This is a genomic window from Gemmatimonadetes bacterium SCN 70-22, from assembly GCA_001724275.1.
Classification (GTDB): Bacteria; Gemmatimonadota; Gemmatimonadetes; order Gemmatimonadales; family Gemmatimonadaceae; genus SCN-70-22.
The window spans coordinates 31,504-54,247 of the sequence record MEDZ01000007.1; the positions used below are offsets into that span (position 1 = coordinate 31,504).

Annotated in this window: 20 protein-coding genes; 17 read left to right on the plus strand and 3 right to left on the minus strand. The window is 70.0% G+C overall.

The annotated features are described in order from the left end of the window. Positions 1–11: 11 nt before the first annotated feature. The 4 genes from ABS52_05445 to ABS52_05460 are packed head-to-tail and all read left to right on the plus strand — an operon-like array spanning position 12 to position 4,727. Positions 12–1,046 carry a hypothetical protein gene (locus tag ABS52_05445; protein ODT04266.1) on the plus strand — a complete coding sequence of 345 codons (1,035 nt, stop codon included), beginning with the start codon at positions 12–14 and terminating at the stop codon, positions 1,044–1,046. A gap of 3 nt (positions 1,047–1,049) precedes the next feature. Next, positions 1,050–4,280 (plus strand): multidrug transporter AcrB, encoded by a 3,231-nt coding sequence (locus ABS52_05450; protein ODT04267.1) that lies wholly within the window; start codon positions 1,050–1,052, stop codon positions 4,278–4,280. Next, positions 4,228–4,509 carry a hypothetical protein gene (locus ABS52_05455; protein ID ODT04268.1) on the plus strand — a complete coding sequence of 94 codons (282 nt, stop codon included), beginning with the start codon at positions 4,228–4,230 and terminating at the stop codon, positions 4,507–4,509. Before ABS52_05450 ends, ABS52_05455 begins: the two co-directional genes overlap by 53 nt. A gap of 17 nt (positions 4,510–4,526) precedes the next feature. Then, entirely contained in the window at positions 4,527–4,727 is a 201-nt protein-coding gene (locus tag ABS52_05460; GenBank protein ODT04269.1) for a hypothetical protein, read from the plus strand. A 98-nt stretch (positions 4,728–4,825) separates the two neighbouring features. Here ABS52_05460 and ABS52_05465 read toward each other — a convergent pair whose 3' ends face one another. Continuing rightward, the gene (locus tag ABS52_05465) at positions 4,826–5,248 is read right to left on the minus strand and encodes a hypothetical protein (protein ID ODT04270.1); all 423 of its coding nucleotides are present in this window, start codon (positions 5,246–5,248) and stop codon (positions 4,826–4,828) included. A gap of 149 nt (positions 5,249–5,397) precedes the next feature. Here ABS52_05465 and ABS52_05470 point away from each other — a divergent pair, with 149 nt between their 5' ends. Both ABS52_05470 and ABS52_05475 read left to right on the plus strand, forming a co-directional pair. Next, positions 5,398–5,718, plus strand: coding sequence for a transcriptional regulator (locus ABS52_05470; GenBank protein ODT04320.1), 321 nt, complete (start codon positions 5,398–5,400; stop codon positions 5,716–5,718). Between the two features lie 74 nt (positions 5,719–5,792). Beyond that, a complete protein-coding gene (locus ABS52_05475) occupies positions 5,793–6,908 on the plus strand; it encodes a hypothetical protein (GenBank protein ODT04271.1) in 1,116 nt (371 codons plus the stop codon). Between the two features lie 147 nt (positions 6,909–7,055). Here ABS52_05475 and ABS52_05480 read toward each other — a convergent pair whose 3' ends face one another. Further along, complete coding sequence (locus ABS52_05480; GenBank protein ID ODT04272.1) at positions 7,056–8,705, minus strand: hypothetical protein; 1,650 nt, start codon at positions 8,703–8,705, stop codon at positions 7,056–7,058. A gap of 201 nt (positions 8,706–8,906) precedes the next feature. Between ABS52_05480 and ABS52_05485 the strand changes: the two genes are divergently transcribed. Then, complete coding sequence (locus ABS52_05485; GenBank protein ODT04273.1) at positions 8,907–9,902, plus strand: hypothetical protein; 996 nt, start codon at positions 8,907–8,909, stop codon at positions 9,900–9,902. A 67-nt stretch (positions 9,903–9,969) separates the two neighbouring features. Here ABS52_05485 and ABS52_05490 read toward each other — a convergent pair whose 3' ends face one another. Next, a complete protein-coding gene (locus ABS52_05490) occupies positions 9,970–10,893 on the minus strand; it encodes a magnesium and cobalt transport protein CorA (GenBank protein ID ODT04274.1) in 924 nt (307 codons plus the stop codon). A 217-nt stretch (positions 10,894–11,110) separates the two neighbouring features. Between ABS52_05490 and ABS52_05495 the strand changes: the two genes are divergently transcribed. The 10 genes from ABS52_05495 (at position 11,111) to ABS52_05540 (ending at position 22,729) form a co-directional block, all read left to right on the plus strand. Then, on the plus strand, positions 11,111–11,857 hold the full coding sequence (locus tag ABS52_05495; protein ODT04321.1) for a heme ABC exporter, ATP-binding protein CcmA: 747 nt from the start codon (positions 11,111–11,113) through the stop codon (positions 11,855–11,857). Between the two features lie 2 nt (positions 11,858–11,859). Continuing rightward, complete coding sequence (locus tag ABS52_05500; GenBank protein ODT04322.1) at positions 11,860–12,540, plus strand: hypothetical protein; 681 nt, start codon at positions 11,860–11,862, stop codon at positions 12,538–12,540. 22 nt (positions 12,541–12,562) lie between these two features. Then, complete coding sequence (locus ABS52_05505; GenBank protein ID ODT04275.1) at positions 12,563–13,276, plus strand: hypothetical protein; 714 nt, start codon at positions 12,563–12,565, stop codon at positions 13,274–13,276. Positions 13,277–13,450: 174 nt separating this feature from the next. Then, positions 13,451–13,888 carry a hypothetical protein gene (locus tag ABS52_05510; GenBank protein ODT04323.1) on the plus strand — a complete coding sequence of 146 codons (438 nt, stop codon included), beginning with the start codon at positions 13,451–13,453 and terminating at the stop codon, positions 13,886–13,888. Next, positions 13,885–15,939 (plus strand): hypothetical protein, encoded by a 2,055-nt coding sequence (locus ABS52_05515; GenBank protein ID ODT04276.1) that lies wholly within the window; start codon positions 13,885–13,887, stop codon positions 15,937–15,939. Before ABS52_05510 ends, ABS52_05515 begins: the two co-directional genes overlap by 4 nt. Continuing rightward, a complete protein-coding gene (locus ABS52_05520; protein ODT04277.1) occupies positions 15,939–16,562 on the plus strand; it encodes a hypothetical protein in 624 nt (207 codons plus the stop codon). Before ABS52_05515 ends, ABS52_05520 begins: the two co-directional genes overlap by 1 nt. Before the next feature lie 2 nt (positions 16,563–16,564). Continuing rightward, complete coding sequence (locus ABS52_05525; GenBank protein ID ODT04278.1) at positions 16,565–17,059, plus strand: hypothetical protein; 495 nt, start codon at positions 16,565–16,567, stop codon at positions 17,057–17,059. 432 nt (positions 17,060–17,491) lie between these two features. After that, positions 17,492–18,919: a hypothetical protein gene (locus tag ABS52_05530; GenBank protein ODT04279.1), complete on the plus strand. Its 1,428-nt coding sequence runs from the start codon at positions 17,492–17,494 to the stop codon at positions 18,917–18,919. Between the two features lie 109 nt (positions 18,920–19,028). Further along, positions 19,029–21,248, plus strand: a complete 2,220-nt coding sequence (locus tag ABS52_05535; GenBank protein ID ODT04280.1) for a hypothetical protein — start codon at positions 19,029–19,031, stop codon at positions 21,246–21,248. Further along, positions 21,245–22,729 carry a hypothetical protein gene (locus ABS52_05540; protein ODT04281.1) on the plus strand — a complete coding sequence of 495 codons (1,485 nt, stop codon included), beginning with the start codon at positions 21,245–21,247 and terminating at the stop codon, positions 22,727–22,729. The genes ABS52_05535 and ABS52_05540 overlap by 4 nt, the downstream gene beginning before the upstream one ends. Positions 22,730–22,744 lie beyond the last annotated feature (15 nt).

Consider the following 22,744-nt stretch of genomic DNA (forward strand, 5'->3'; position numbering starts at 1 on the left):
GGAGAATCGTTATGCAGTCATTGAAGGTGGGCGCCCTGGCCGCGACGGTCGTCGTCCTCGGGGCGTGCGGCGGGAAGGAAGAGCGCGCGGCGGTCCGCGACGCGGTGGCGGCGGAGCCTGCGGGCGCGGTCTACGTCGTGCGCGATTCGCTGGTCCCCGCGACGCAGGAGGCGACCGCGGTGGCCGAGCCGTTCGCGCAGGCCACCCTGAGCACGAAGCTGATGGGGACGGTCGTCGCCGTCCTCGTGAAGGAAGGGGATCGCGTGGCCGCCGGCCAGCCGCTGGTGCGCATCGATGCCCGTGACCTCGACGCCAAGCGCCAGCAGGTACAGGCGGGGATCGCCGGGGCGGAAGCGCAGGCGCGCGAAGCCGAGCTGATGGCGACGCGCCTGCGGGCGCTCTACGCCGACAGCGCGGCTCCCAAGGCGCAGCTGGACGCCGCCGAGGCCGGGCTGGCGCGGGCGCAGGCCGGGCTGGCCGCGGCGCGCGCGGGGCAGTCCGAGCTCGACGCGATTGCCGGCTACTCGGTCGTGCGCGCGGCGTTCGCCGGCGTGGTGACCCGGCGCTTCGTGGATCCCGGGGCCTTCGCCGCGCCCGGGGCGCCGCTGGTGGCGGTGCAGGACGACTCGCGCCTGCGCATCGCGGCCACGGTCTCGCCGACCCTCGCGCGTGACGTGAGGCGCGGGAGCCGGGTGCCGGTGAGCGTGGAGGGGGTGCCGGCCACCGCCACGGTGGAGGGGGTGGTCCCCTCGGCCGGGGGGAGCCTGTACACGATCAACGCCATCGCCGACAACACGGGGGGATCCCTTGCGGCTGGCGGGGCCGCCCGGCTGCAGGTGGGCGAAGGGACGCGCGCGGCACTCCTCGTCCCGTCCGGCGCCCTGCGGCGCGAGGGCGACCTCACGGGCGTGACGGTGACGAGCGGCGGCGTGACGACGACGCGGTGGATCCGCGTCGGCGCGACGGTGGGCGACCGGGTCGAGGTCCTGGCCGGGTTGGCCGCCGGTGACACGGTGCGGGTGCCTGTCGGCGCCGCGAAGGAGTAACCCATGGGCATCTCAGGACGCATTGCCAAGGCATTCCTGCAGTCCAAGCTGACGCCGCTGGTGACGGTGGCGTCGCTGATCGTCGGGCTGCTCGGGATGATGGCCACGCCGCGGGAAGAGGAGCCGCAGATCTCCGTCCCGATGATCGACGTGATCGCCGCCCTCCCGGGGGCCGGTGCGCAGGAGGTCGAGAACCTCGTCACCCGCCCCATCGAGCGGCGGATGTGGGAGATTCCCGGTGTCGAGCATGTGTACTCGCTGGCCGGCGAGGGCTACACGATGGTGACGGTGCGCTTCAACGTGGGCGAGGACCAGGAGCGCAGCATCACCAGGGTGCACGCCAAGCTGGCCTCGGCCATGGACCAGGCGCCGGCCGGGGCGATGCCACCGCTGGTCAAGCCGCACTCGATCGACGACGTCCCCGTGATGACGCTGACGCTGGCCTCGTCGCGGTACAACTCGAACGAGCTGCGCCAGATCGCCACGCACCTCGAGGACGAGATCCGCACGGTGACCGACGTGTCGGAGACGTTCGTCGTGGGCGGGCAGCCGAAGCAGATCCGGGTGACGATCGACCCGGCGCGCCTCGCGGCGCGCGGGGTGACCCCGGGCGAGGTGGCGATGGCGCTGCGCGGCGCCAACGCCCGCTTGCAGGCGGGGGAGTTCTCGTCGGGCAACCAGGTCTTCCGGGTCGACGCCGGGGCGGCCCTCGCCACCGCCACCGACGTCGCGAGCGTGGTGATCAGCGCACGCGGCGGGGCGCCGGTGATGCTGCGCGACGTGGCGGCGGTGACCGAGGAGTTCGGCGAGCTGTCGGACTACGTGTCGCACGCCCAGGCGGGCGGCCCGTCGATGCCGGCGGTGACGATCAGCGTCGCCAAGCGGAAGGGGGCCAACGCCACGGTCGTGACCAAGGCGGTCGGTGCGCGCGTGGAGGCGGCCCGTGAGCGCATCCTCCCGCAGGACGTGACGCTCGAGGTGACGCGCGACTACGGCGAGACGGCGGGGCACAAGGCGCAGGAGCTGATCTTGCACCTGCTCATCGCCACGGTCTCGGTGACGCTCCTGGTCGGCCTGTTCCTGGGGTGGCGCGAGGCGCTGGTGGTGCTGGTGGCGGTCCCCGTCACGCTGGCACTCACGCTCTTCGTGTACTACGCGCTGGGCTACACGCTCAACCGCATCACGCTCTTCGCGCTGATCTTCTCCATCGGGATCCTGGTCGACGACGCCATCGTGGTGGTGGAGAACATCTATCGCCACATGATCCGCGGCGACCGCACCCCCGAGGTGGCGGCGGTGGAGGGGGTGGACGAGGTCGGGAACCCGACGATCCTGGCCACGCTCACCGTGATCGCGGCCATCCTCCCGATGGCCTTCGTGTCGGGGATGATGGGGCCGTACATGCGTCCGATCCCGGTGGGGGCCTCGGTGGCGATGATCGCGTCGCTGGCGGTGGCGTTCATCGTGACGCCGTGGATCGCGCTCAAGCTGCTGCGCGGCCACGTGGCCAAGGCGCGCCTCAAGGTCGACCGGGCGCACGAGCCCGAGGAAGGGGGGAAGTTCGGCGCGTTCTACACGCGCCTCATGACCCCGCTCATCGAGAAGAAGGGGCGCCGTTATGCCTTCTACGGGGCCACGGTGGCGATGCTCCTCGTCTCGGTGGGGCTGCTCGCCGTGAAGGCGGTGCAGGTGAAGATGCTCCCGTTCGACAACAAGAGCGAGTTCCAGGTCATCGCCGACCTCCCCGAGGGGACGACGCTGGAGACGAGCCAGGCGCTGGGCGAGTCGATCGCCTCGTACCTGCGGACGGTGCCCGAGGTGAAGAGCACCGAGGTGTACGCGGGGACGGCGGCGCCGTTCAACTTCAACGGGCTGGTGCGGCACTACTTCATGCGCCGCGGCGCCAACGTGGTGGACGTGCAGGTGAACCTGCTCGACAAGGGGGCGCGCGACCGGCAGAGCCACGATATCGCGGTCGCCGTGCGCCCGCACCTTGACAGCATCGCGCAGCGGTACCAGGCGTCGGTGAAGGTGGCCGAGATCCCGCCGGGGCCGCCCGTGATGTCGACGCTGGTGGCCGAGGTGTACGGCCCCAACGACAGCGTGCGCATCGCCGCGGCGACCGAGGTGAAGAAGATCTTCGAGTCGACCGAGGGCGTGGTGGACGTCGACTGGACCATCGAGGCGCCGCAGGCCAAGCGCACCTTCCGGGTGGATCGCGTGGTGGCGGCGCGCAGCGGGGCGAGCGTGGAGCAGGTCACGCAGACGCTCTACCTCGCGCTCTCGGGGGCACCGGCCGGGATCGCCTCCACCCCGGAGGCGCGCGAGGGGACGGCAATCGTCCCGCGCCTGGCGCTCGAGGACCGCTCGTCGGTCGAGGCGCTGCTCGCGATCCCGGTGGCCACGATGATGGGGCCGCAGCCGCTCGGGCGGTTCGTCACGGTGGAGGAGGGGGTGCGCGAGAGCGCGCGGGTCCGTCGCAACCTGCGCCCGGTCATCTACGTCACGGGTGACGTGGCGGGGTCGGTCGAGTCGCCGGTGTACGCCATCCTCGCGATGAACGAGAAGCTGGATGCGCTGCGCATCAACGGGGCGGAGATCGCCAGGTACAACGCGGTGCAGCCGGAGCGGGTCGACGAGCTGGCGATGAAGTGGGACGGGGAGTGGCAGGTGACGATCGAGGTCTTCCGCGACCTGGGGATCGCGTTCGCCGCCGTCCTGATCCTGATCTACGTCCTGGTGGTCGGCTGGTTCCAGTCGTTCAAGACGCCGCTGGTGATCATGGCGCCCATTCCGCTGACGCTGATCGGGATCCTCCCCGGCCACGCGGTGACGGGGGCCTTCTTCACTGCCACGTCGATGATCGGGATGATCGCCCTGGCGGGGATCATCGTCCGCAACTCGATCCTCCTGGTGGACTTCATCCAGCTGGCCGAGGCACGCGGCCGAACGCTGCGCGAGGCGGTGATCGAGGCCGGGAGCGTCCGCTTCCGTCCCATCGCCCTCACCGCCGCGGCGGTCGTGATCGGCGGCCTCGTGATGGTGCTCGACCCGATCTTCCAGGGGCTGGCGGTGGCGCTCATGTCGGGCGCGATCGTCGCCACCCTCCTCACCATGGTGGTGGTGCCACTCCTCTACTGGGAGCTGATGCACCGCCGTTCCGGAGATTCAGATGAAGTTGTTGCTGCTGATCTACAGCGGGCCGACGCCGCAGCGCATCGCGGCGTTGCTTGAGGCGTACGACGCGCCCGGGTACACCGAGTTCGTGAACGCCCGCGGGGCCGGGGCGACGGGGAAGATCGAGGGGACGCGGGCCTGGCCCGGGACGGCGACGGTGTTCATCAGCGTCGTCCCGGCCGACCGGGTGGCCGAGCTGCGCGCCGCCCTGATCGACTACAAGGCAAGAGCGGCGGAGGGGGAGCACCTCCACGTCGCCACGATGCCGACGGAAGACTACCTCTGACTGGAGAACCGATTGCCATGTGTCGTGACCACATCATCCGCCGCTTCGCCGGCGTCTTCATCCTCCTCTCGCTGGCGCTCGGCACCTGGGTCGACCCCTGGTGGTACGCCTTCACGGCGTTCGTGGGGGTGAACCTGCTGCAGTCGAGCTTCACGCAGTTCTGCCCGCTGGAGAAGATCCTGGCACGGTTCGGCCTGTTCGGGTGCCGTACGACCTGATGGTGGAAACGGCAGGGGGCGCCCGCGGCAGGCGGCCGGACGGCCGGCGCGGGGGCCCCGGTGCGCCGGCCGTTCCGGCGCGCCGGGTGGCGGGGCGTCTAGCGCCCCGCCCCCTGTTCCACGTCGGCCAGCGCGCGTTCCAGCCGCTGCCGGACGTCGAGCGCCATCTCGCGGATGTCGTCGCGTCCCGTGAGCTGCAACGCCTCGACCGGGTCCATCGCGGCCACCACGCTCGTCCCCTCGTCGTCGCCGGCGTAGACCACGACGTTGCACGGGAGGAGGAGGCCGATGTCGCGCTCGGCGCTCAGCGCCCGGTGCGCGATCGGTGGGTTGCAGGCCCCCAGGATGATGTAGGGGCGGAAGTCGACGTCGAGCTTCTTCTTCATCGTGGCGCGGACGTCGATCTCCGTGAGCACGCCGAAGCCCTCGCGGGCCAGCGCCTCGCGGGTCCGGGCCACCGCCTCGTCGTAGGACAGGGGGACGGTGATCCCGATACCGTAACGCGTCGTCTGCCGTACCATGGGTTCCTCCTCGCGGGTGGACCGGCCCCCCGGGCCAGCGGGGGCGGGTGGCTGCCACAATATTACTGAGTGAGTATATTATGGTCCAGCAGTCCGATTGCCCCCTCCCCCCGTGGTGCTGCGAAGGAGACGACGCCGTGGCCAAGTCGATGTCCCCGGAACTCCTGACCCTGGTGGCCGAGCGCTTCAAGGCGCTCGCCGACCCGGCCCGCCTCCGCCTGCTCAACGCCCTGCGCCCGGGCGAGATGACGGTCGGGGACCTGGTCGATGCGACGGAGCTGTCCCAGGCCAACGTCTCCAAGCACCTGGCGCACCTCCACACGCTGGGCTTCGTGCGCCGCCGCAAGGAAGGGCTGTTCGTCTACTACGCCCTGATGGACAAGGACATCTTCCGCCTCTGCGACGTCATGTGCGGGCGCATCGAGGCGGAGCTCAAGGACCGCGAAAAGCTCCTGCGCCCCGTGGGATAGGGCGCTGTTGCGACGGATGGGGCGCGACGCCATCGTTCGGCGACGCCTGACGCTCCCTGTCGCCATGCCCTCCCATGGACTTCCTCCATTCCAAGCAACAGCGCGCGGCGCTGGTCATCGTCCTGCTGGGCGTCGGGATCCTGATCGCGCTCGCCCCCTTCGCCTCGGGACTCCTCGGGGCGGCGGTCCTGTACGTGATCTGCTCGCCGGCGTACCAGCGCCTCAGGCGGGTGATGAACCCCGACCTCGCCGCCGCCATCACCCTCATCGGCGCCATCCTCGGCATCGCCCTCCCGGTCGCGTGGATCATCTTCCTCGCCGCCGACCAGCTCCCTGACGCGCTCCGCAGCACCCAACAGAGCGACGTCATCCAGCGTCTGTCGCTGATCCGCATCGGGAACATCGACGTCGGAAGCGAGATCGCGAAGGCCAGCGGGACCTTCACCCAGTGGCTGTCACGGCAGGCCTTCCTGTTCGTCGGCGGGGCCGCCAAGGCCACGCTCAACCTCGTCATCTCGTTCTTCGCCCTCTACTACATGCTGGTCTCGTCGGAGACGTCGTGGCGCACCTTCCGGCGCGTCCTCCCGTTCTCCGCCGAGACCGCGGACGAGCTGCGCACGCGCTTCTACAGCGTGACGCACGCCACCCTCCTCGGCACGGCGCTCACGGCCGTGCTGCAGGGGACGATCATCGGCGTCGGCTTCCGCGTGGTCGGCCTCCCGAACGCCTCGCTCTGGGGCGTGGTGACCGGCTTCGCCTCGATCCTCCCGGTGCTGGGGAGCGCCCTCGTCTGGCTCCCGGGAACGCTCGTCCTGGCCGCGCAGACGCGCTACGGCTCGGCGGTGGCGCTCTTCCTCATCGGGGCGGGGGTCGCGAGCAACATCGACAACGTCATCCGCCCCATCGTCTTCAAGCGCGTCTCCAACATCCACCCGCTCATAACCCTGGTGGGCGCCTTTGCCGGTGTCGCCTACTTCGGGCTGCTGGGGGTCCTCCTCGGGCCGCTCGCCATCCAGTACTTCTTCGTGCTGTTGCGGCTGTACCGCGAGGAATACATCGACCGCAGCGTCACGCGGACGATGGAGATGAAGGTCCCCTACCCGCTCGCCGACCCCACGGCCAACCGCGTGGGCTCGGCGGACGAGGGGGAGGGAGGGGCGGTCGCTTCCGACCCCCCGGCTCGCGCCTGACTCGCGTCACTCGGCCGGCGCCTGACTCGCGTCACCCGGCCGCCGCCTCCCCGGCCTCCGCCGGACAGCGGGCGAGCGCCTGACGCGTGCCCGGCGCGTGCCCGGCGAGCGCCCGGCGAGCGCCCGGCGAGTGCCCGGCGAGCGCCGCTAGTCCCGCCGCAGGAGCTCGAGGAAGCCGTCGGCCGTGACCGGCTCGGAGAAGAGCGTCCCCTGCCCATACTCGCAGCGGAAGCGGAGGAGCTCCGCCAGCTGCTCCTCGCGTTCGATCCCCTCGGCTACGGTCCGCAGCCGCTTGAGCTTCCCCAGGGCGACGATGGCCCGCGTGGCCGCGTGCTCCTCGGGGCGGCGCGTCACCTGGCTGATGTAGCTGCGGTCGATCTTCAGGATGTCGACCGGGATGTCCGCCGGGTCGCCTAACGACGCGGACCGCGAGCCGTAATCGTCGATGGCGATCCGCACGCCGAGGGCGCGCACCTGGCGCAACCGCTCCAGCGCCTCGGCCATGGTGCTCGCCAGCGCCCCCTCGGCGATCTCGAGCACGAGGCGGTGCGGCTCGATCGCGCTCGCGCGGAGGGCCGCCGTCACGTCATCGACGAAGCGGGGGTGGAGGAGTTGGCGCGCCGTGATGTTGACGGTCACGGTGAGCGAGCGATCGGGGCCGATGGTATCCTGCCAGGTCTTGGCCTGGCGGCACGCCTCCCTGAGGATCCAGCGCCCGAGCGGGACGATGAGCCCCGTCTCCTCGGCGACCGGGATGAAGGCCGCGGCGGGGATCAGCCCGCGCCCGCGATGGTTCCAGCGCACCAGCGCCTCCACCCCCGCGATCCGGCGCGACCGCAGGATCACGATGGGCTGGTACACCAGCGAGAAGTCCCCGGCGTCGATCGCCTGGCGCAGGTCGTCCTCGAGACGCGTGTGCGCCAGCGCCGGCTCGTGCACGCGGGGATCGAACAGCTCGCACGCCCCGCGTCCGCGGCGCCGGGCCGCGCGGAGCGCGACGTCGGCGTGGCGCAGCATGTCGTCCACCGAATCCTCGGGCATGGCGCTGGCAATCCCGAGGTTGGCGTTGCCCACGAAGTCCTTGCCGTCGACGAGGATGGGGGCGGCGAAGGCCTGGCCGATCCGGTCGGCGACCTGCACGAAGTTCGACTCGTCGGCCATGTCCTCGAGGAGGATCGCGAAGCGCGCCCCCTCGATGCGCGCCGCCGAATCGGACGAGCGGAGGACCGTGGAGAGGCGGGTCGCGACGCCGACGATGATCCGCTCCAGCTCCTCGATGGTGGCGCGCTCGCCGCGCGCGCGGAAATCGTCGAACTCGAGGGAGAGGATCGCCAGGGGCAATTGCTGGCGGTGGGCGCGAGCCAGGGCGTGCTCGGCCCGGTCGCGCAGGAGGGCGCGCGTCGCGAGGCCGGTGAGCGGGTCGCGCAGGGCATCGGCCGTCGCGATCACGTGGCGGGCCGGGGCCTCGCGCAGCGCGAGGACGACGCAACGCTCCGGGGGGGCGTCGGCGAGCCGGGTCGCAGTGCACTCGGCCTCCAGCCAGCTCCCGTCGGCGCGACGCACGCGCCAGCGCTGCGGCAGGTGCAATTCCACCCCTTCGGCGACGCGCGCCAGCGACTGCGTGGCCTCGGCCAGGACGTCCTCGTGGATGAGGCTCGCCACCCGACGCATGCGGAGGGCGTCCGGCGCCCAGCCGAGTACGCGCTCGGCCCCCCGGCTGGCACTGGCAATCACGCCATCGCGGCCGAGAATCAGGACCGCGTCGGAGAGCTTGGAAAGGAAGACTTCTTCGTTCATGGCAGCAGGGAGGACGTCGCAGGGGCGACCGGGGTGAGCCGGCGTCGATGCGGCGATCGTCCGAAGGAACCGGCGCAGGGGCGCCGCGCCCCGTCCGGGAAAGACGCTCATTGCCGTGCGGGCGTTGCGGGCGGCATTCCCGGGACGCACCTCGGCGGTACTTTGGTGGTATAACCGCCCAACTCCCCTCCCGCTCCGCCCGTGCCATCCTGGCTTACGCAACTCCAGTTCCACACGCCGTGGATCCTCCTGTTGCTCCTCCTCCTCCCTGGCTGGTGGTGGTGGCGCCGTCGTCGTCACCCCCCCGCCATCGTCTTCTCGCGGGTGGGGCTGCTGGCCAGGGGGCCACGACGGGGGGCATGGATCTCTCGCGCCATCATCGGGTTACGCACCCTGGCGCTGGCGGGGCTCGTGGTGGCGATGGCGCGGCCGCGCATGGCCGGACGGAGCGAGCAGTCCAACAGCGAGGGGATCAACATCGTGATCGCCTTCGACATCTCGAGCTCGATGCTGGCTGAGGACTTCCAGCCACAGAACCGGCTGGAAGTGGCGCGGGAAAAGGTCAAGCAGTTCGTCGGGCTTCGCGGGAGCGACCGGATCGGGATCGTCGCCTTCTCGGGTGAGGCGCTGACGCAGGTTCCCCTCACGACGGATTATCCGGTAGTGATTGCCGCCATCGATAACCTTCAACCGGGTCAATTGGAGGATGGGACGGCGATCGGGACGGCGATCGCGACGGCGGCCAACCGCCTGCGTACCGCCCCCGGGCGTTCGCGGGTGATCGTCCTGCTGACGGATGGGGTGAACAACCGGGGGACGATCGACCCGCGGACGGCGGCGCAGGCGGCGGCCGAGTTCGGGGTGAAGATCTACGCGATCGGGGTGGGGACGGAGGGGATGGCGCCGGTCCCCGTGGGGCGCGGGGTGTTCGGGCTGCGGTACGAGAACCGCCCCGTGGAGATCGACGACGCCCTGCTGACGGAGGTGGCGCAGAAGACGGGAGGGCGCTACTTCCGTGCCCGCGACGCCGCGGCGCTGCAGCGCATCACCGAGGAGATCGACCGACTGGAGCGGAGCCCGGTGCACACGCGCGTCTACACGCGCTTCACCGAGCTCTTCCGCTGGCCGCTTGCGCTGGCGCTCGTCGCGTTGCTGCTGGAGCTGGGGATCACGGCCTGGCGGGGGCCGGTGCCGTGACGACGGGCGGGAGACGGGAGACGGGAGACGGGAGTCAGTCGGCGCCGGTGGGGCACGGGACGAGGTCCTAGAGCCACTTCCGGCTGCGGAAGAGCCAGACCAGGACGCCGCCTAACGCGAGCTGTCCCACGAGCATGATCTCGAAGCCGTAGGGGTGCGCCGAGAGCGGGATGCGGGTGAAGTTCATCCCCCACATCCCGCTCACGACGACGAACGGGACGCTGAGGGTCGCGACGACCGAGAGCCCCTTCGTGACCACGTTGAGGCGGTTCGACACCTGCGACAGGTACGACTCCATCGTACTGCTCATCAGGTCGCGGTAGGTGTCGAGCGCGTCGTTGATGCGCAGCATGTGGTCGTATATGTCGCGGAAGTACAGCTGCACCTCGGGGGGGAGGAGCGGGGAGGGGCGATTCGACAGGACGTTGAAGATCTCGCGCTGGGGCGAGAGGTAGCGCCGGAGCGAGAGCACCATCCGCTTGACGGCGAAGATGTCGCGCAGCGATTCCTCGTCGAAGCGTGCGAATACCCGCTCCTCCAGGGAGTCGACGAAGTCGTCGATGCGGTCGAGAATGGGGAAGAACGCATCGATCGCCGTGTCCATGATGTGGTGCGCCAGCCGTGCGGCGCCCCGCGACACGAGGTCGGGGGTGCGCAGCGCCACCGAGGCCACCTGGTCCACGTTCGGCGACGGCCCCGCGTGCGCCGTGACGAGGTAGCTGGGCCCGAGAAAGAAATAGAGGTTGTCCGTCTCCAGGTCGTACGGGTCGGTGGTCGCCTCCTGGAGGCGGACGACCCGCAGCGTCACGAACAGGTAGCCGTCATATGGTTCGACTTTGGGGCGGCTCAGCGGGTTCAGCACGTCCTCGATGGCCAGCGGGTGGAAGTTGAAGACCTTTTCGAGCAGGGCCAGCTGCTGGCGGCTCGTGGAGTCGATGTCGACCCACAAGGTCCCTTGCGCCTCGCGAACGGCGTTGGCGATCTCCTTCACCCCCAGGTCGCGGGAGACCGTCCCCCCGTCCGGGGCGACATGGAAGCAGCGCGGTAGTCTGGATTCCGCTCCCCCGTTCCCCCCGGCGTCGCCGCGCGGGGTCGGAGCGGAGCGGTCATTCGGCGGGGAGGGAAGGTCGGTCACAGGGCTGCGAGTTCAGGGGATGGACGACGCTCGTGTCAGGAACGTGCCCGGGTCACGACGGGCGTCCTCAACGATTAGATTGCCGACCGTGAATGTCAGGATAGGGCACGACGACGCGACAGCGGTCGAAATCGAGGGGGTCACCAGGCGCTATGGGCGCCGGTGGGCCCTGCGCGGCGTCACCCTGTCGGTCGCTGCGGGAGAAGTTGTGGGGGTCGAGGGGCACAACGGAAGCGGAAAGAGCACGCTTTTACGCATCCTCTCCACCGCCATCAAGCCGACGGGCGGCAAGGCCCGCGTCTTCGGGCGCGACGTCGCGAAGGAGGCGACTGCGGTCCGCGGGACGATCGCCTTCCTCACGCACTACCCCGGGTTGTACGACGACCTCACGGCGGAAGAGAACCTCCAGTTCGCCTGCCGGATGCTGGGGCGCGACTTCGCGGAGATCCCCGATCTCCTGGAACGGGTCGGCCTCGGGCGCGAGACCAAGGAGACGGTGCGAACCTTCTCGGCCGGGATGCAGCGACGGCTCTCGCTTGCCCGCCTCCTCCTGCAGCGTCCCCGCCTGCTCCTCCTGGACGAGCCCTACAACAACTTCGATCCGGCGGGGATTGCCTTGGTCAACGACGTGGTACGCGAGGTGCGCGCGCGCGGCGGTTCGGCGATGATCGTCCTGCACGACCGCCACAGTGCCGGCGACATGCTCGACCGCCTGGTGCGCCTCAGGCACGGCGTCGTCGATGCCGACGTCCCCTTGCCGGAGCCCGGAGCGACCACGGCCGACGCGCTGGAACCGGTGTTCGGCGAGGGGGGCTCGTGACGCTGCGCGACGAAGGGCGGCGGATCCTGGCGATCGTCTGGAAGGACCTCACCACCGAGCGGCGCTCGAAGGCGGGGATCAACGCCGTCGCCTTCATGGGAATCCTGGTCCTGCTCCTCTTCGGCTTCGCCGTCGGCCCCGACACGAACACCCTCCGCGCCGCCGCCGCCGGGGCGCTCTGGCTGGCGATCCTGTTTTCCGGCGTGCTGGCCTTCAACCGATCGTACCAACTCGAGCTGGACGGCGGGGCGCTGGAATCCCTCCTGCTCTATCCCGGGGCGCGATGGGCGATCTTCATCGGGAAGCTGATCGCCAACCTGGTCTTCGTCCTGATCGTGGAAGCGATCGTGATCCCGGTGGCGTTCATCCTGTATCAGGTCGCCCTCCCTCCGGGGTGGGCGACACTCCTGGCCGTGACGCTCCTCGGGACCATCGGGTTCGTCACGCTGGGGACGTTCTACTCGGCGATGTCGAGCCGGAGCCGGGCGCGGGAAGTGCTCCTCCCGCTCCTCCTGTTCCCGATGCTGATCCCCGTCCTGCTGGCGGCGGTCGAGGCGTCGACGAGCCTGATGGGGGGCGACCCCATGCGTGAGGCCGGGGCTTGGGTGCGTTTGCTGGGTGCGTTCGATATCATCTTTCTCGTCGCAACCACGCTGGCCTTCGAATACGTGATCGAGGTGTGAGATGGGAGTAACGACGGCAGACATGTCCACCTCCGCGCGTGCCGGGACACGCGCCCGTGGGCTCTGGCTGGGGGTCGGCGCCTTCGCGCTGGTGGCGGCGGCGCAGGCGTGGGCCATCGCCAGCAGCCCTGCCGACCGGGACATGGCGCACCTGCAGAAGATCATGTACGTCCACGTCCCGGCGGCGTGGAACATGATGATCGCCTTCTTCGTCGTCGCGATCGCTTCGCTGCGCTACCTGTGGAAGGGACAGGAGCGGGACGACCTGCTGGCCGCCTCCGCCGCCGAGTCGGGGACGATCCTCACCGGGCTGACGCTGGTACTGGGGATGATCTGGGCCAAGCCCACGTGGGGGATCTGGTGGACGTGGGACCCGCGGCTGACGTCGACCGCGGTGCTCTTCTTCCTCTACGTGGGGTACCTCATCCTGCGGGCGTTCGTGGATGATCCCGACCGCCGGGCCCAGTGGAGCGCGGCCGTGGGGCTCCTGGGAGCGCTCAACGTCCCCATCGTATACATGTCGGTACGGTGGTGGCGGACGCTGCACCAGGTGCAGTCCAGTCCGCAGACCCTCGATTCGAGCTTCACGGTGGGGCTGCGGCTCAACGCGATCGCGATGATGGTGGTCCTCGTCTTCTTCATCCGGCACCGCTACGAGACGGCCAGGATGGAGCGCGAGGCGGAACTGCTGCAGGAGCGCGCCGCGTTAGGTGGCCGTGGGGGGATCAATGGATAGCAACACGAAGTTCATCGTCGCGGCGTTCACGATCACCTGGGCGGTGCTGCTCGCCTATGCGTGGCGCCTCGCGCGCGTGCGCGGCGAGGCCGAGCGCCGCCTCCGACACGCGAAGGCGGAATATCCCGGAGAAGAGTCATGAGCGGAAATGTCGAGGGGCGCAAGCGGGCGGCCATGGTGGTCGCCGCCGTGATCGTCCTGGGAGCCTTCGGCTACCTGATGTACGGTGGCCTGGACAAGAACGTCGTCTTCTTCCTCACGCCACAGGAGCTGCTGGCGAAGGGGACCGAAGTCGTCGACGTCCCGGTGCGACTCGGCGGGATGGTCGCCCCCGGATCGGTGAAATGGAACGCGGAGACGCTCGACCTCCGCTTCCAGCTCAGCGACGGCGTCAAGACGGTCGAGGTGCACTCCAAGGGGGCGCCACCGCAGATGTTCCGTGACGGCATGGGGGTGGTCTGCGAAGGGCGCTTCGGCAAGGACGGCGTCTTCGAGTCGACCAACCTCATGATCAAGCACTCCGAGGAGTATCATCCGCCCAAGCCCGGGCAGACGCCGCAGGAGATGTACAAGGCGATGTTCGAGACACTGCGCGAGGACGGCAAGTCATGACGCGCCTCCTCGGGTACAACGCGCTGATGGCGGCCCTCGCCGTGGCGGCCTTCGGCGTCGTGGCGGTCCCGATCGGCATCCGGCGCTCGCGCGAGTCGCTCATTCACGCGACCTACTCGGCGACGTACGCCGTGTTCGCGCTCGTCACCGTGGCCACGTTCGCGATGATCTTCGCGCTCGTGACCCACGACTTCAGCGTGGGCTATGTGGCGCAGGTCGGGAGCCGGGCCACGCCGCTCTTCTATACCATCATCTCGCTGTGGGGGGCGCTGGAGGGGTCGATCCTCTTCTGGGCGTGGGTCCTCGCCCTCCTGTCCGCGCTGGTCGTCTTCTGGAACCGGGACCGCGAGGGGGCGCTCATCCCCTACACGACGATGGTGATGCTGGCCACCAGCGTCTTCTTCCTCATCCTGCTGGTGGGTCCGGCCAACCCGTTCACGCCGGTCTCGCCCGTCCCCCCCGATGGCCCCGGGCCCAACCCGCTGTTGCAGAACCACATCCTGATGGGGGTGCACCCCCCGCTGCTCTACTTGGGATACGTGGGGCTCACCGTGCCGTTCGCCTTCGCCGTCGGGGCGATGGCGGCGGGCGAGGTGGCCAGCGACGACTGGATCCGCCTCTCGCGCCGCTGGACGCTGGGAGCCTGGGCCTTCCTGACCGCGGCGATCATCGCCGGGATGTGGTGGTCCTATGAAGTGCTCGGATGGGGCGGCTACTGGGCGTGGGACCCGGTCGAGAACGCCTCGTTCATGCCGTGGCTCACCGCGACCGCGTTCCTCCACTCGGTGATGGTCCAGGAGCGGCGCGGCATGCTGAAGCTCTGGAACCTCAACCTCATCGTCACGACGTTCGCCCTGACCATCCTGGGCACCTTCCTGACGCGCTCGGGCGTGCTGTCGTCGGTGCACGCCTTCGGCGAAGGGCCGATCGGGATGTACTTCCTGGTGGCCATCGCCATCACGCTGGTCGTGTCGCTCGCCCTGGTCGCCGGCAATTCCGAGCAGCTGTCCAGCGACGGGCGCCTCGACAGCGTCGCGTCGCGCGAGACCGTCTTCCTGCTCAACAACCTGATGCTGACGGCCTTCACCTTCACGGTGCTGGTCGGGACGCTCTTCCCCATCGTGGCCGAAGCGGCGCGCGGGGTGAAGGTGAGCGTGGGGGAGCCGTTCTTCAACAAGATGACGCTCCCGTTGTGTGCGGCGCTCCTCTTCCTGATGGGTGTGGGGCCGGCGCTCCCCTGGCGCCGCGCGTCGAAGGAGGTGGTACGTCGCCAGCTGCTGCCGCCGACCATCGGGGCGTTCGTGGGGGCACTCGTCGCCATCGGCGCCGGGGCGCGCGAGGTGTACGCGGTGTTGTCGTTCGCCTTCGCCTCGTTCGCCCTGGTGGCCAACGTGCGCGAGTACGTGACCGGGGTGCGGGCGCGCATGCGGGTCCGCAACGAGGACGCAGCGACCGCGCTGGCGCGCCTGGTGGGTGCCAACCGGCGGCGGTACGGCGGGTACGTCGCGCACCTGGGGGTGGTCGCGGTGGCACTCGCCATCGCGGCGTCATCGACCTTCCGCTCCGAGCACGAGGCGACGCTCAAGAAGGGCGAGTCGATGCGCGCCGGGGCGTTCGAGCTCCGGCTCCTCGAGGTCTACGGGCGTGAGGAGCCGCAACGCTCCCGCATCGCGGCGTCCGTGGCCATCCTCCGGGAAGGGCGCGAGATCGGGCGGCTCGACCCGGCGATGAACTTCTATCCCACGTCGCAGCAGCCGATCCCGACGCCGGCCGTCCGCAGCCGGCCGTGGGGCGACATCTACCTGAACCTGATGGCCTTCAAGCCCGACGGCTCGGACGCCACCATCAAGGTGATCCTCGAGCCGCTCGTCCCGTGGATCTGGTTCGGCGGTGGCATCATCTGCCTGGGGGCGATCATCAGTATGTTCCCCACGCGGCGGCGCTCGCCGGCGTGGATGGGGGCGGTGGTGCCGCCGGTGGGGGTCGGCGTGTCGCCGGTGAGCGGGGCGGCGGGAATCATGGCGACCAATTCGCTCGAGGGAGCCGACTGATGAACTGGAAGCGGGCAGCGACCGCGTCGCTCGTCGCCATCCCGATCGTCCTCCTGCTGGGCTACGGCATGACGCGCGATCCCAAGGAGATCCCCTCGCCGCTCCCCGGGCGAGCGGCGCCGCCGTTCTCGCTGGCGGTCTTCGCGGAGGGAGAGGGGGCCCAGCGTCGTGCCGTCGGCGACTCCGTCCGCCTGGCCGATCACGAGGGCGAGGTGGTGGTGCTCAACTTCTGGGCCTCATGGTGCCTGGCGTGCCGCGACGAGCACAGCACGCTGTCGCAGGTGGCCGAGGCGTACGCCTCGAGAGGGGTGAAGTTCTACGGGGTGCTGTACAACGACGTTCCGGGCAACGGGACGCGCTGGATCGCCGAGATGGGGGGGCAGAGCTACCCCTCGCTGAACGATCCGCGGACGCGAACCGCCATCGACTACGGACTCTACGGGGTCCCCGAGACATTCTTCATCGGGCGCGATGGACGGGTGGCGTACAAGCACGTGGGGCCGGTGACGGCCACGGTGCTGGCGTGGAAGCTCGATTCGCTCCTGGCGCAGCCGGCACCGCCGGGAGCGGTGCCGGGGGGCGACTCGGCCAGGCGCGTCGCCGTTCCCACGGCGGGGGAGTGACGATGCAGCTGACGGAGACGACGCGCGGGCGTCGCGGCCGCCGAGGGCGCCGGCTGGCGAGGACGTTGCTTCTGGTGATGGCGCTGGCGGCCACGACGGGGCGAGGGGAGGGGCAGGAGCGGAGCGCCCCGGTCTCGAACGACCCCGTCCTGGAGGAGAAGACGCGCCAGGTGGCGTCGGAGCTGCGGTGCCCGGTGTGCCAGGGGAACAGCCTCCAGGATTCGCCGTCGGAGCTGGCGCAGGAGATGAAGGGGGTCGTGCGCGACCAGCTGGCGTCGGGGAAGACGCCGGAGCAGGTCAAGCAGTACTTCATCGACAAGTACGGCGAGTGGATCCTGTTGGAGCCCAAGGCGTCGGGTTTCAACCTGGTGGTGTACCTCCTCCCCCTCGTGATGGTCGTGATCGGTGGCGGGGTGATCTGGCTGGCGGTGCGGAAGTGGACCGCCGGGCCGGCTGGGACGGACGACGACGGTGCGGCGACGGAGGCTGCGCCCTAGCGTCGTCACCCGCACGGGGGAGACGGCGTGGCGTCGTCACCTGCAAGTCATGGCACGTGCCGTTAGGCGAGCTCGACCGAAAGCCGCACCGCGAGTGCGGCTTTTTCCATTTGTGCCCCACGGCACCGTACGCCACGGCACGATGTGGCCGGGGCGACGGTCGAGCTCGGGCGCCGGTAGGGAAGTCCGGCCGGAGTGCTAGGGGTTCGCCGGCGCGGTGCGCCTTGCAACGATTACGCAACTGTCGGGGATTCCCCCCGTGGCGTACTCCGCGCACGTACGTACTATTACGGCCAGTTGATTGGACGATGTCCATCAATGGCAGGTGCACAGCGGTTTCCGGCACGCGAATTCCCAGGCGTTGGTGCGCCATACAAGGAGGAGGACGGGTCCATGACGAGACGAAGTCAAACATTCGCAGCCGCGACCGGCATGGGCGTGCTGGTCCTCGTCGCGTTAGGCGGCTGCGTGGACGAGAAGATCGTCTACCGGGACGGCCCGAACTACGCGTCGCCGCCGCAGGCGGCGGCGAGCTTCGTGGGATACAGCGACGAAGCCAACAAGGTCACCGTCTGCGGCAACTGCCACGTGGGGCAGCAGGCCAAGTGGAAGCAGACGGCGCATGCCGACGCGTTTGCGACGCTCGAGAAGAGCGGCTCCATGCAGGGACTCTGCCAGGCGTGCCACACGGTCAACGACCGCGGCAACGCGCTGTCGGACACGCTGGCGGGGTGGCGCACCACCAAGGACAAGCGCTACCACGACGTGCAGTGCGAGAGCTGTCACGGGGCCGGGCTGGCGCACATCCAGCGGCCGACGCGCGGGCAGATGCTTCCGTCCATCGCCGCCGACACGGGGACGAAGGCGACCAATGGGTGCGCCGAGTGCCACAGCGGCACGCATCACCCCTACGTCGACGAGTGGCGGCAGACGCGGCACGCCCGGGTGTACAGCGGCACGTTCTCCAGCGGCGTCGCCAACCCCGCGTGCCAGTCGTGCCACATGGGGCAGAAGATCCTCGAGGCGTGGGGAGTGAACACCAACTTCGTGGAGAAGGCCGCGACGATCACCCCGGCGAACGCCGTCGGGACGACCTGCGCGGTCTGCCATGACCCACACGGCTCCAACAACCCCAAGCAGTTGCGGTTCCCGATCGACGTGCCGGACCTGGACCAGAACCTGTGCATGAAGTGCCACTACCGGCGCGCGAATCCCGACTTCACGTCGAGCCGCCTGTCACCGCACTCGCCGCAGGGGCCGATGCTCCTGGGTGAGGCCGGGTGGTGGCCGCCGGGGCTCCAGGCCGACAGCACGCTGGTGGCCACGCACGGTACCTCGCGCAACCCGAAGCTCTGCGCCACCTGCCACGTCAACCGCTTCGACGTCACCGACAAGGCGACCGGCAAGTTCGTGCAGACCGTCACCGGGCACCGCTTCACGGCGATCCCCTGCGTGGACGGGAACGGGCTCCCGCTCCCGCCGGACAAGCAGAACTGTTCGGTCACCGCTCGGTCGTACAAGTCGTGCGCCGGATCGGGGTGCCACTCCGAGACGACCGCGCGGACCGTCTTCGTGACGGCCGAGGCCGACATTGCCGGACTGGCCGCGGGGCTCAACGCGATGCTCGCCAAGGTCCCCGCGTCCGAGATGGCGGTTCCCAAGGTCAACTCGGCGCGTGGAGCCACGTTCAACGTCGCACTGGCGCTCCACCCGGGATCGGCGGCGCACAACCCGTTCCTGGCCAAGGCGCTGCTGCGGGCCAGCATCGTCGCGGTCGCCAACGACTACGGCATCACCCCGCCGCCGGGGCTGCAGCTGGCGCCGTTCGACAAGCAGCTTCGCGCGCGGAGCAGCAACTAGGCGGTGTCACCTCGCCGCCTTGTGACGAAGCGGGTGAACGCCTCATCGTTCACCCGCTTCGTGTCTGGCGGGACGCCACGATGATCGCCACCTCCCACTCCTCCCGATCATGATCGGATCCGCAATCGCCGCGCTCCTCCAGGGGGTGCAGGGAACCGGCCAGGGGGACACCATCCACGGCCCGCTCTCGGTCGACTCGATCCGCATGGACCAGCCGCCCCTTCCCGGCGGCGTCGCGCGCATCTTCCGCTTCCTCTTTTCCGGCGTTCCGCAGTGGATCCAGGTTGCCGGCGTGGTGGTGGGGGCGATCGTGGCCGTGGTGGTCGTCACCGTGGCGTGGAAGCGGCGCGCCGACATCATCGCCTGGCTCGGGGCCAGGTCGCACGGCTACAAGGTGGCGTTAGGCGCCAGCGTGGCGACCGTGCTCCTGGCGGCGGGACTCGTGGGCGGCTGGTCGTACAACTACATGATGCAGGAGAACGACTTCTGTTCGAGCTGCCACGTCATGCGATCGGCGTTCGGCAAGTTCCAGACGTCGGAGCACTCCAAGCTCCAGTGCCACGCGTGCCACCAGCAGTCGATCTTCGCCAGCATGAAGGAGCTGTACTACTGGGTCCTGGAACGCCCCGACAAGATCCCGTCGCACTCTCCGGTCCCCGACCGGATCTGCGCCGAGTGCCACATCACCCAGCAGCGCGACAGCGTCTGGAAGTACATCAGCGCGACCGCCGGCCACCGGGTGCACCTGGAGTCGGACTCCTCGGCGCTCAAGGACGTGATGTGCGTGACCTGCCACGCCAAGGAGGTCCACGCCTTCGCCCCCACCGACCTGTCGTGTAGCCAGTCCGGGTGCCACGAGAAGGTGAAGGTCACGCTGGGGAAGATGGCCGACCAGACGTCGCTGCATTGCACGACCTGCCACGAGTTCGCCCGCCCCGTGAACGAGACGGCACCGGTCGACTCCAGCCGCAAGGAGCTGGTCCCGTTCAAGCCGCAGTGCTTCGCCTGTCACGAGATGCGCGAGAAGCTGGCGGAACAGGGGCTGGACAACGATCCGCACAAGGCCAGGTGCGGAGAGTGCCACAACCCCCACAAGCAGACGAAGGCCGAGGGGGCCATCAAGAGCTGCGCCACCTCCACCTGCCACGCCAGCGCCGACACGCTCACCGCCTTCCATCGCGGCCTGGGCGATCACGCGATCGATGATTGCACCGCCTGCCACAAGGCGCATTCGTGGAAGGTGGAGTCCACCAACTGCATCGACTGCCACAAGTCGATCTTCGAGGACCGCCCGCTGCGCCGCGGGCGGCTGCGGCGGACGGTGACGCCGCAGACCCCCTCCCCGGGGGCGAGCGCGAAGGTGCCGCAGAGCTCGCGCGCGGCGTCCTCGGCGAGTGCGCCCGCGGCGGCGGCCGGGACGTGGCCGGGGCCCTACATGCCACATGCATCCGTCCTGCCGCATGCCGCCGCGGTGCCGCAGGGCACGGCGGGGCGGGCGACCATGCGTGCGCCCGGAGGGCCCTCGGCCGTCGGGGCGACGCTGGAAGGCGTTGACTGGTGGGACGCGCCGCCAGCGGCCGATGGAGGGAGCGAGGAGCTGGAGCGTCCAGCGTCGCCCGCCGCGGGCGCGCCGACGTCCGCAATCCGCTCCGCATCGTCGTCGCTGGCGCGGCAGGGCGTGGCGCCGCGCACGCAAACGGGAGCGTTGGCACCACCGCAGCAGGGCGCCCGCCGGCCATCGGCGGCGCCCTTTCAGCATTCGCGGCATCGCAAGCTGGCGTGTACCACCTGTCACAGCACCGACCGGTCGCACGGCGAGCTCATCATCCGCGCCCCGGCCTCGTGCCAGGGGTGTCACCACGCCAGCGATGAGCGCGCCGGGAAGTGTTCCGCTTGTCACACCGCGGGCGAACTGGCGGCACCGCACGCCGTACCGGTCACGGTGAAGGTGTCGACGCGCCAACGCGAGCTGACACGAACGCTCACGTTCGAGCACACGCGCCACGCGAACCTGGCGTGCAGCTCCTGCCACGCGGACGATGCCGCGCGCTCGCTGGTGAAGGACTGCACCGGCTGCCACGTCGACCATCACTCCGTGCAGCGCGATTGCACCTCGTGCCACGCGTCGCCGAGGACGGAGCATACGCGCTGGACCCATGACGGGTGCGCGGCGTGTCACAGCGACCGCACGGTGGCGCAGCTTCCCCCGGTGCGCACGCTGTGCCTGAGCTGCCACCCGGATCAGCGCACGCACTACGCCGCCAAGGAGTGTGTCGTGTGCCATCGCGTGAGCTGGAACGAGGGGCGTGATCGCGGAGGGACCCGATGATGCACTCGATGCTTCGCTGGCGTGTCGCCGCGGGTTTGGGCGCCGTCCTCGGCGTGGGACTCGGCGCGACACCAGTCGCGGCCCAGGGGATCCGCATCACCGGGACGACGTGGCTCCAGTCGATCGACCTGCGCCCGCTGCGCCAGGACTCGGTGTTGGCGTCGCAGACGGCGGGGACGGGATTGGTCCGGCGTGCTTCGGACGGGCAGCTGGTGCAATGCCCCGACGGGATGGCGTACTGCTACTTCGCCACCTCCGGCGCCCGCGAGACGACAAACCCGCTGCTGCAGGACCTGTCGATCGCGGCGTGGGGGCTGGGAGAGGGGATCAGCGCCCATGCCCACCTGCGCGCCCGCACGTCGGTGGGGGGCGAACCGGCGCTCTGGCCGCGCCTCGACGACCACTTCGACGCGCTCGAGGCGTACCTCCAGGTCGATCGCCGTCTCGGGCGTGCACGCCTCGGGCGCCTGTGGGCCACGAGCGGGCTGGGCGCCTACAACTTCGATGGCGCGTCGCTGATGCTGCGACGGGGGGCGCACTCGGTGGAGGCCTTCGGCGGGCGGGCGCTCGTGCAGGGACTCAACGAGCCGTACACCAGCGCCGAGATCGGGGCCGTGGACGACCTCCCCCCGGAGGACCAGGGATACCTGATCGGCGTGAGGCTGCGAGCGCGGCCGTCGGACCTGAGCGCCATCTCGGCCGTGTACCAGCGCGTGATCTTCGCCGATCGCTCGTCGCTCTACTCGGAGCGCGTGGCGCTGGACGGGATGACGCGCCTGGCCGGCATCGCGCTCGACGGGAGCGTGACGTACGACGTGGCGGGCGAGGTGCTCAACGAGGCGCGGCTGCGCCTCGCGCGACGCCTCCCGGCCGGCTTCGACGGCGCCATCGAGGGGCGGCGGCATCGCCCCTTCTTCGAACTCTGGACCATTTGGGGGGCCTTTGCCCCGATCGGCTTCGACGAGGGGCGCGCGGAACTGTCGTGGCGGACGGCGCGCGAGCGGCTGCAGCTGACGGCCCATGGCGGCTATCGTACCTACGCCGAGGACCACGCGGGGGTCAACTCCTTGCCGCTGCGCTCCGACGGATGGCGGGCCGGGGTCGAGGGGACCTGGCTGGCCTCCGAGCAACTGGCGGCGTCGGCGAACTACGCCACCGACATCGGCTTCGGCGCCTCGCGCACCGACGTGTCGGGCGGCGTGCGCTGGACGCCGCACGAACGCGTCACGGTGGGCGCCACCGTCTCGGGCTTCCAGTCGATCTACGAGTTTCGCGTGGGGACCGGGCGGGTCGTCGGGGGGATGGTCAATGGCGCCGTGCGCCTGACGCCGGATTTCCGCGTCGCCTTCGACGGCGGCGTGTATCGTCACCGCCTGACCCACGATGCGCCGGGAACCGATTGGAGCCAGCGGCGCGCCTCCGTCCGCCTCGAGTGGGTCGTGGGGAGCGAGCCCGGGATGTCCGGAGGGAGGGGGCGATGAGACACGCCATGCGGT

Coding starts and splice junctions, on each gene's coding strand:
- ABS52_05445 (ODT04266.1), top strand. CDS start 12: ATGCAGTCATTGAAGGTGGGCGCCCTGGCCGCGACGGTCGTCGTCCTC.
- ABS52_05450 (ODT04267.1), top strand. CDS start 1,050: ATGGGCATCTCAGGACGCATTGCCAAGGCATTCCTGCAGTCCAAGCTG.
- ABS52_05460 (ODT04269.1), top strand. CDS start 4,527: ATGTGTCGTGACCACATCATCCGCCGCTTCGCCGGCGTCTTCATCCTC.
- ABS52_05465 (ODT04270.1), bottom strand. CDS start 5,248: ATGGTACGGCAGACGACGCGTTACGGTATCGGGATCACCGTCCCCCTG.
- ABS52_05470 (ODT04320.1), top strand. CDS start 5,398: ATGTCCCCGGAACTCCTGACCCTGGTGGCCGAGCGCTTCAAGGCGCTC.
- ABS52_05475 (ODT04271.1), top strand. CDS start 5,793: ATGGACTTCCTCCATTCCAAGCAACAGCGCGCGGCGCTGGTCATCGTC.
- ABS52_05480 (ODT04272.1), bottom strand. CDS start 8,705: ATGAACGAAGAAGTCTTCCTTTCCAAGCTCTCCGACGCGGTCCTGATT.
- ABS52_05505 (ODT04275.1), top strand. CDS start 12,563: ATGTCCACCTCCGCGCGTGCCGGGACACGCGCCCGTGGGCTCTGGCTG.
- ABS52_05510 (ODT04323.1), top strand. CDS start 13,451: ATGGTGGTCGCCGCCGTGATCGTCCTGGGAGCCTTCGGCTACCTGATG.
- ABS52_05515 (ODT04276.1), top strand. CDS start 13,885: ATGACGCGCCTCCTCGGGTACAACGCGCTGATGGCGGCCCTCGCCGTG.
- ABS52_05520 (ODT04277.1), top strand. CDS start 15,939: ATGAACTGGAAGCGGGCAGCGACCGCGTCGCTCGTCGCCATCCCGATC.
- ABS52_05525 (ODT04278.1), top strand. CDS start 16,565: ATGCAGCTGACGGAGACGACGCGCGGGCGTCGCGGCCGCCGAGGGCGC.
- ABS52_05530 (ODT04279.1), top strand. CDS start 17,492: ATGGGCGTGCTGGTCCTCGTCGCGTTAGGCGGCTGCGTGGACGAGAAG.
- ABS52_05535 (ODT04280.1), top strand. CDS start 19,029: ATGATCGGATCCGCAATCGCCGCGCTCCTCCAGGGGGTGCAGGGAACC.
- ABS52_05540 (ODT04281.1), top strand. CDS start 21,245: ATGATGCACTCGATGCTTCGCTGGCGTGTCGCCGCGGGTTTGGGCGCC.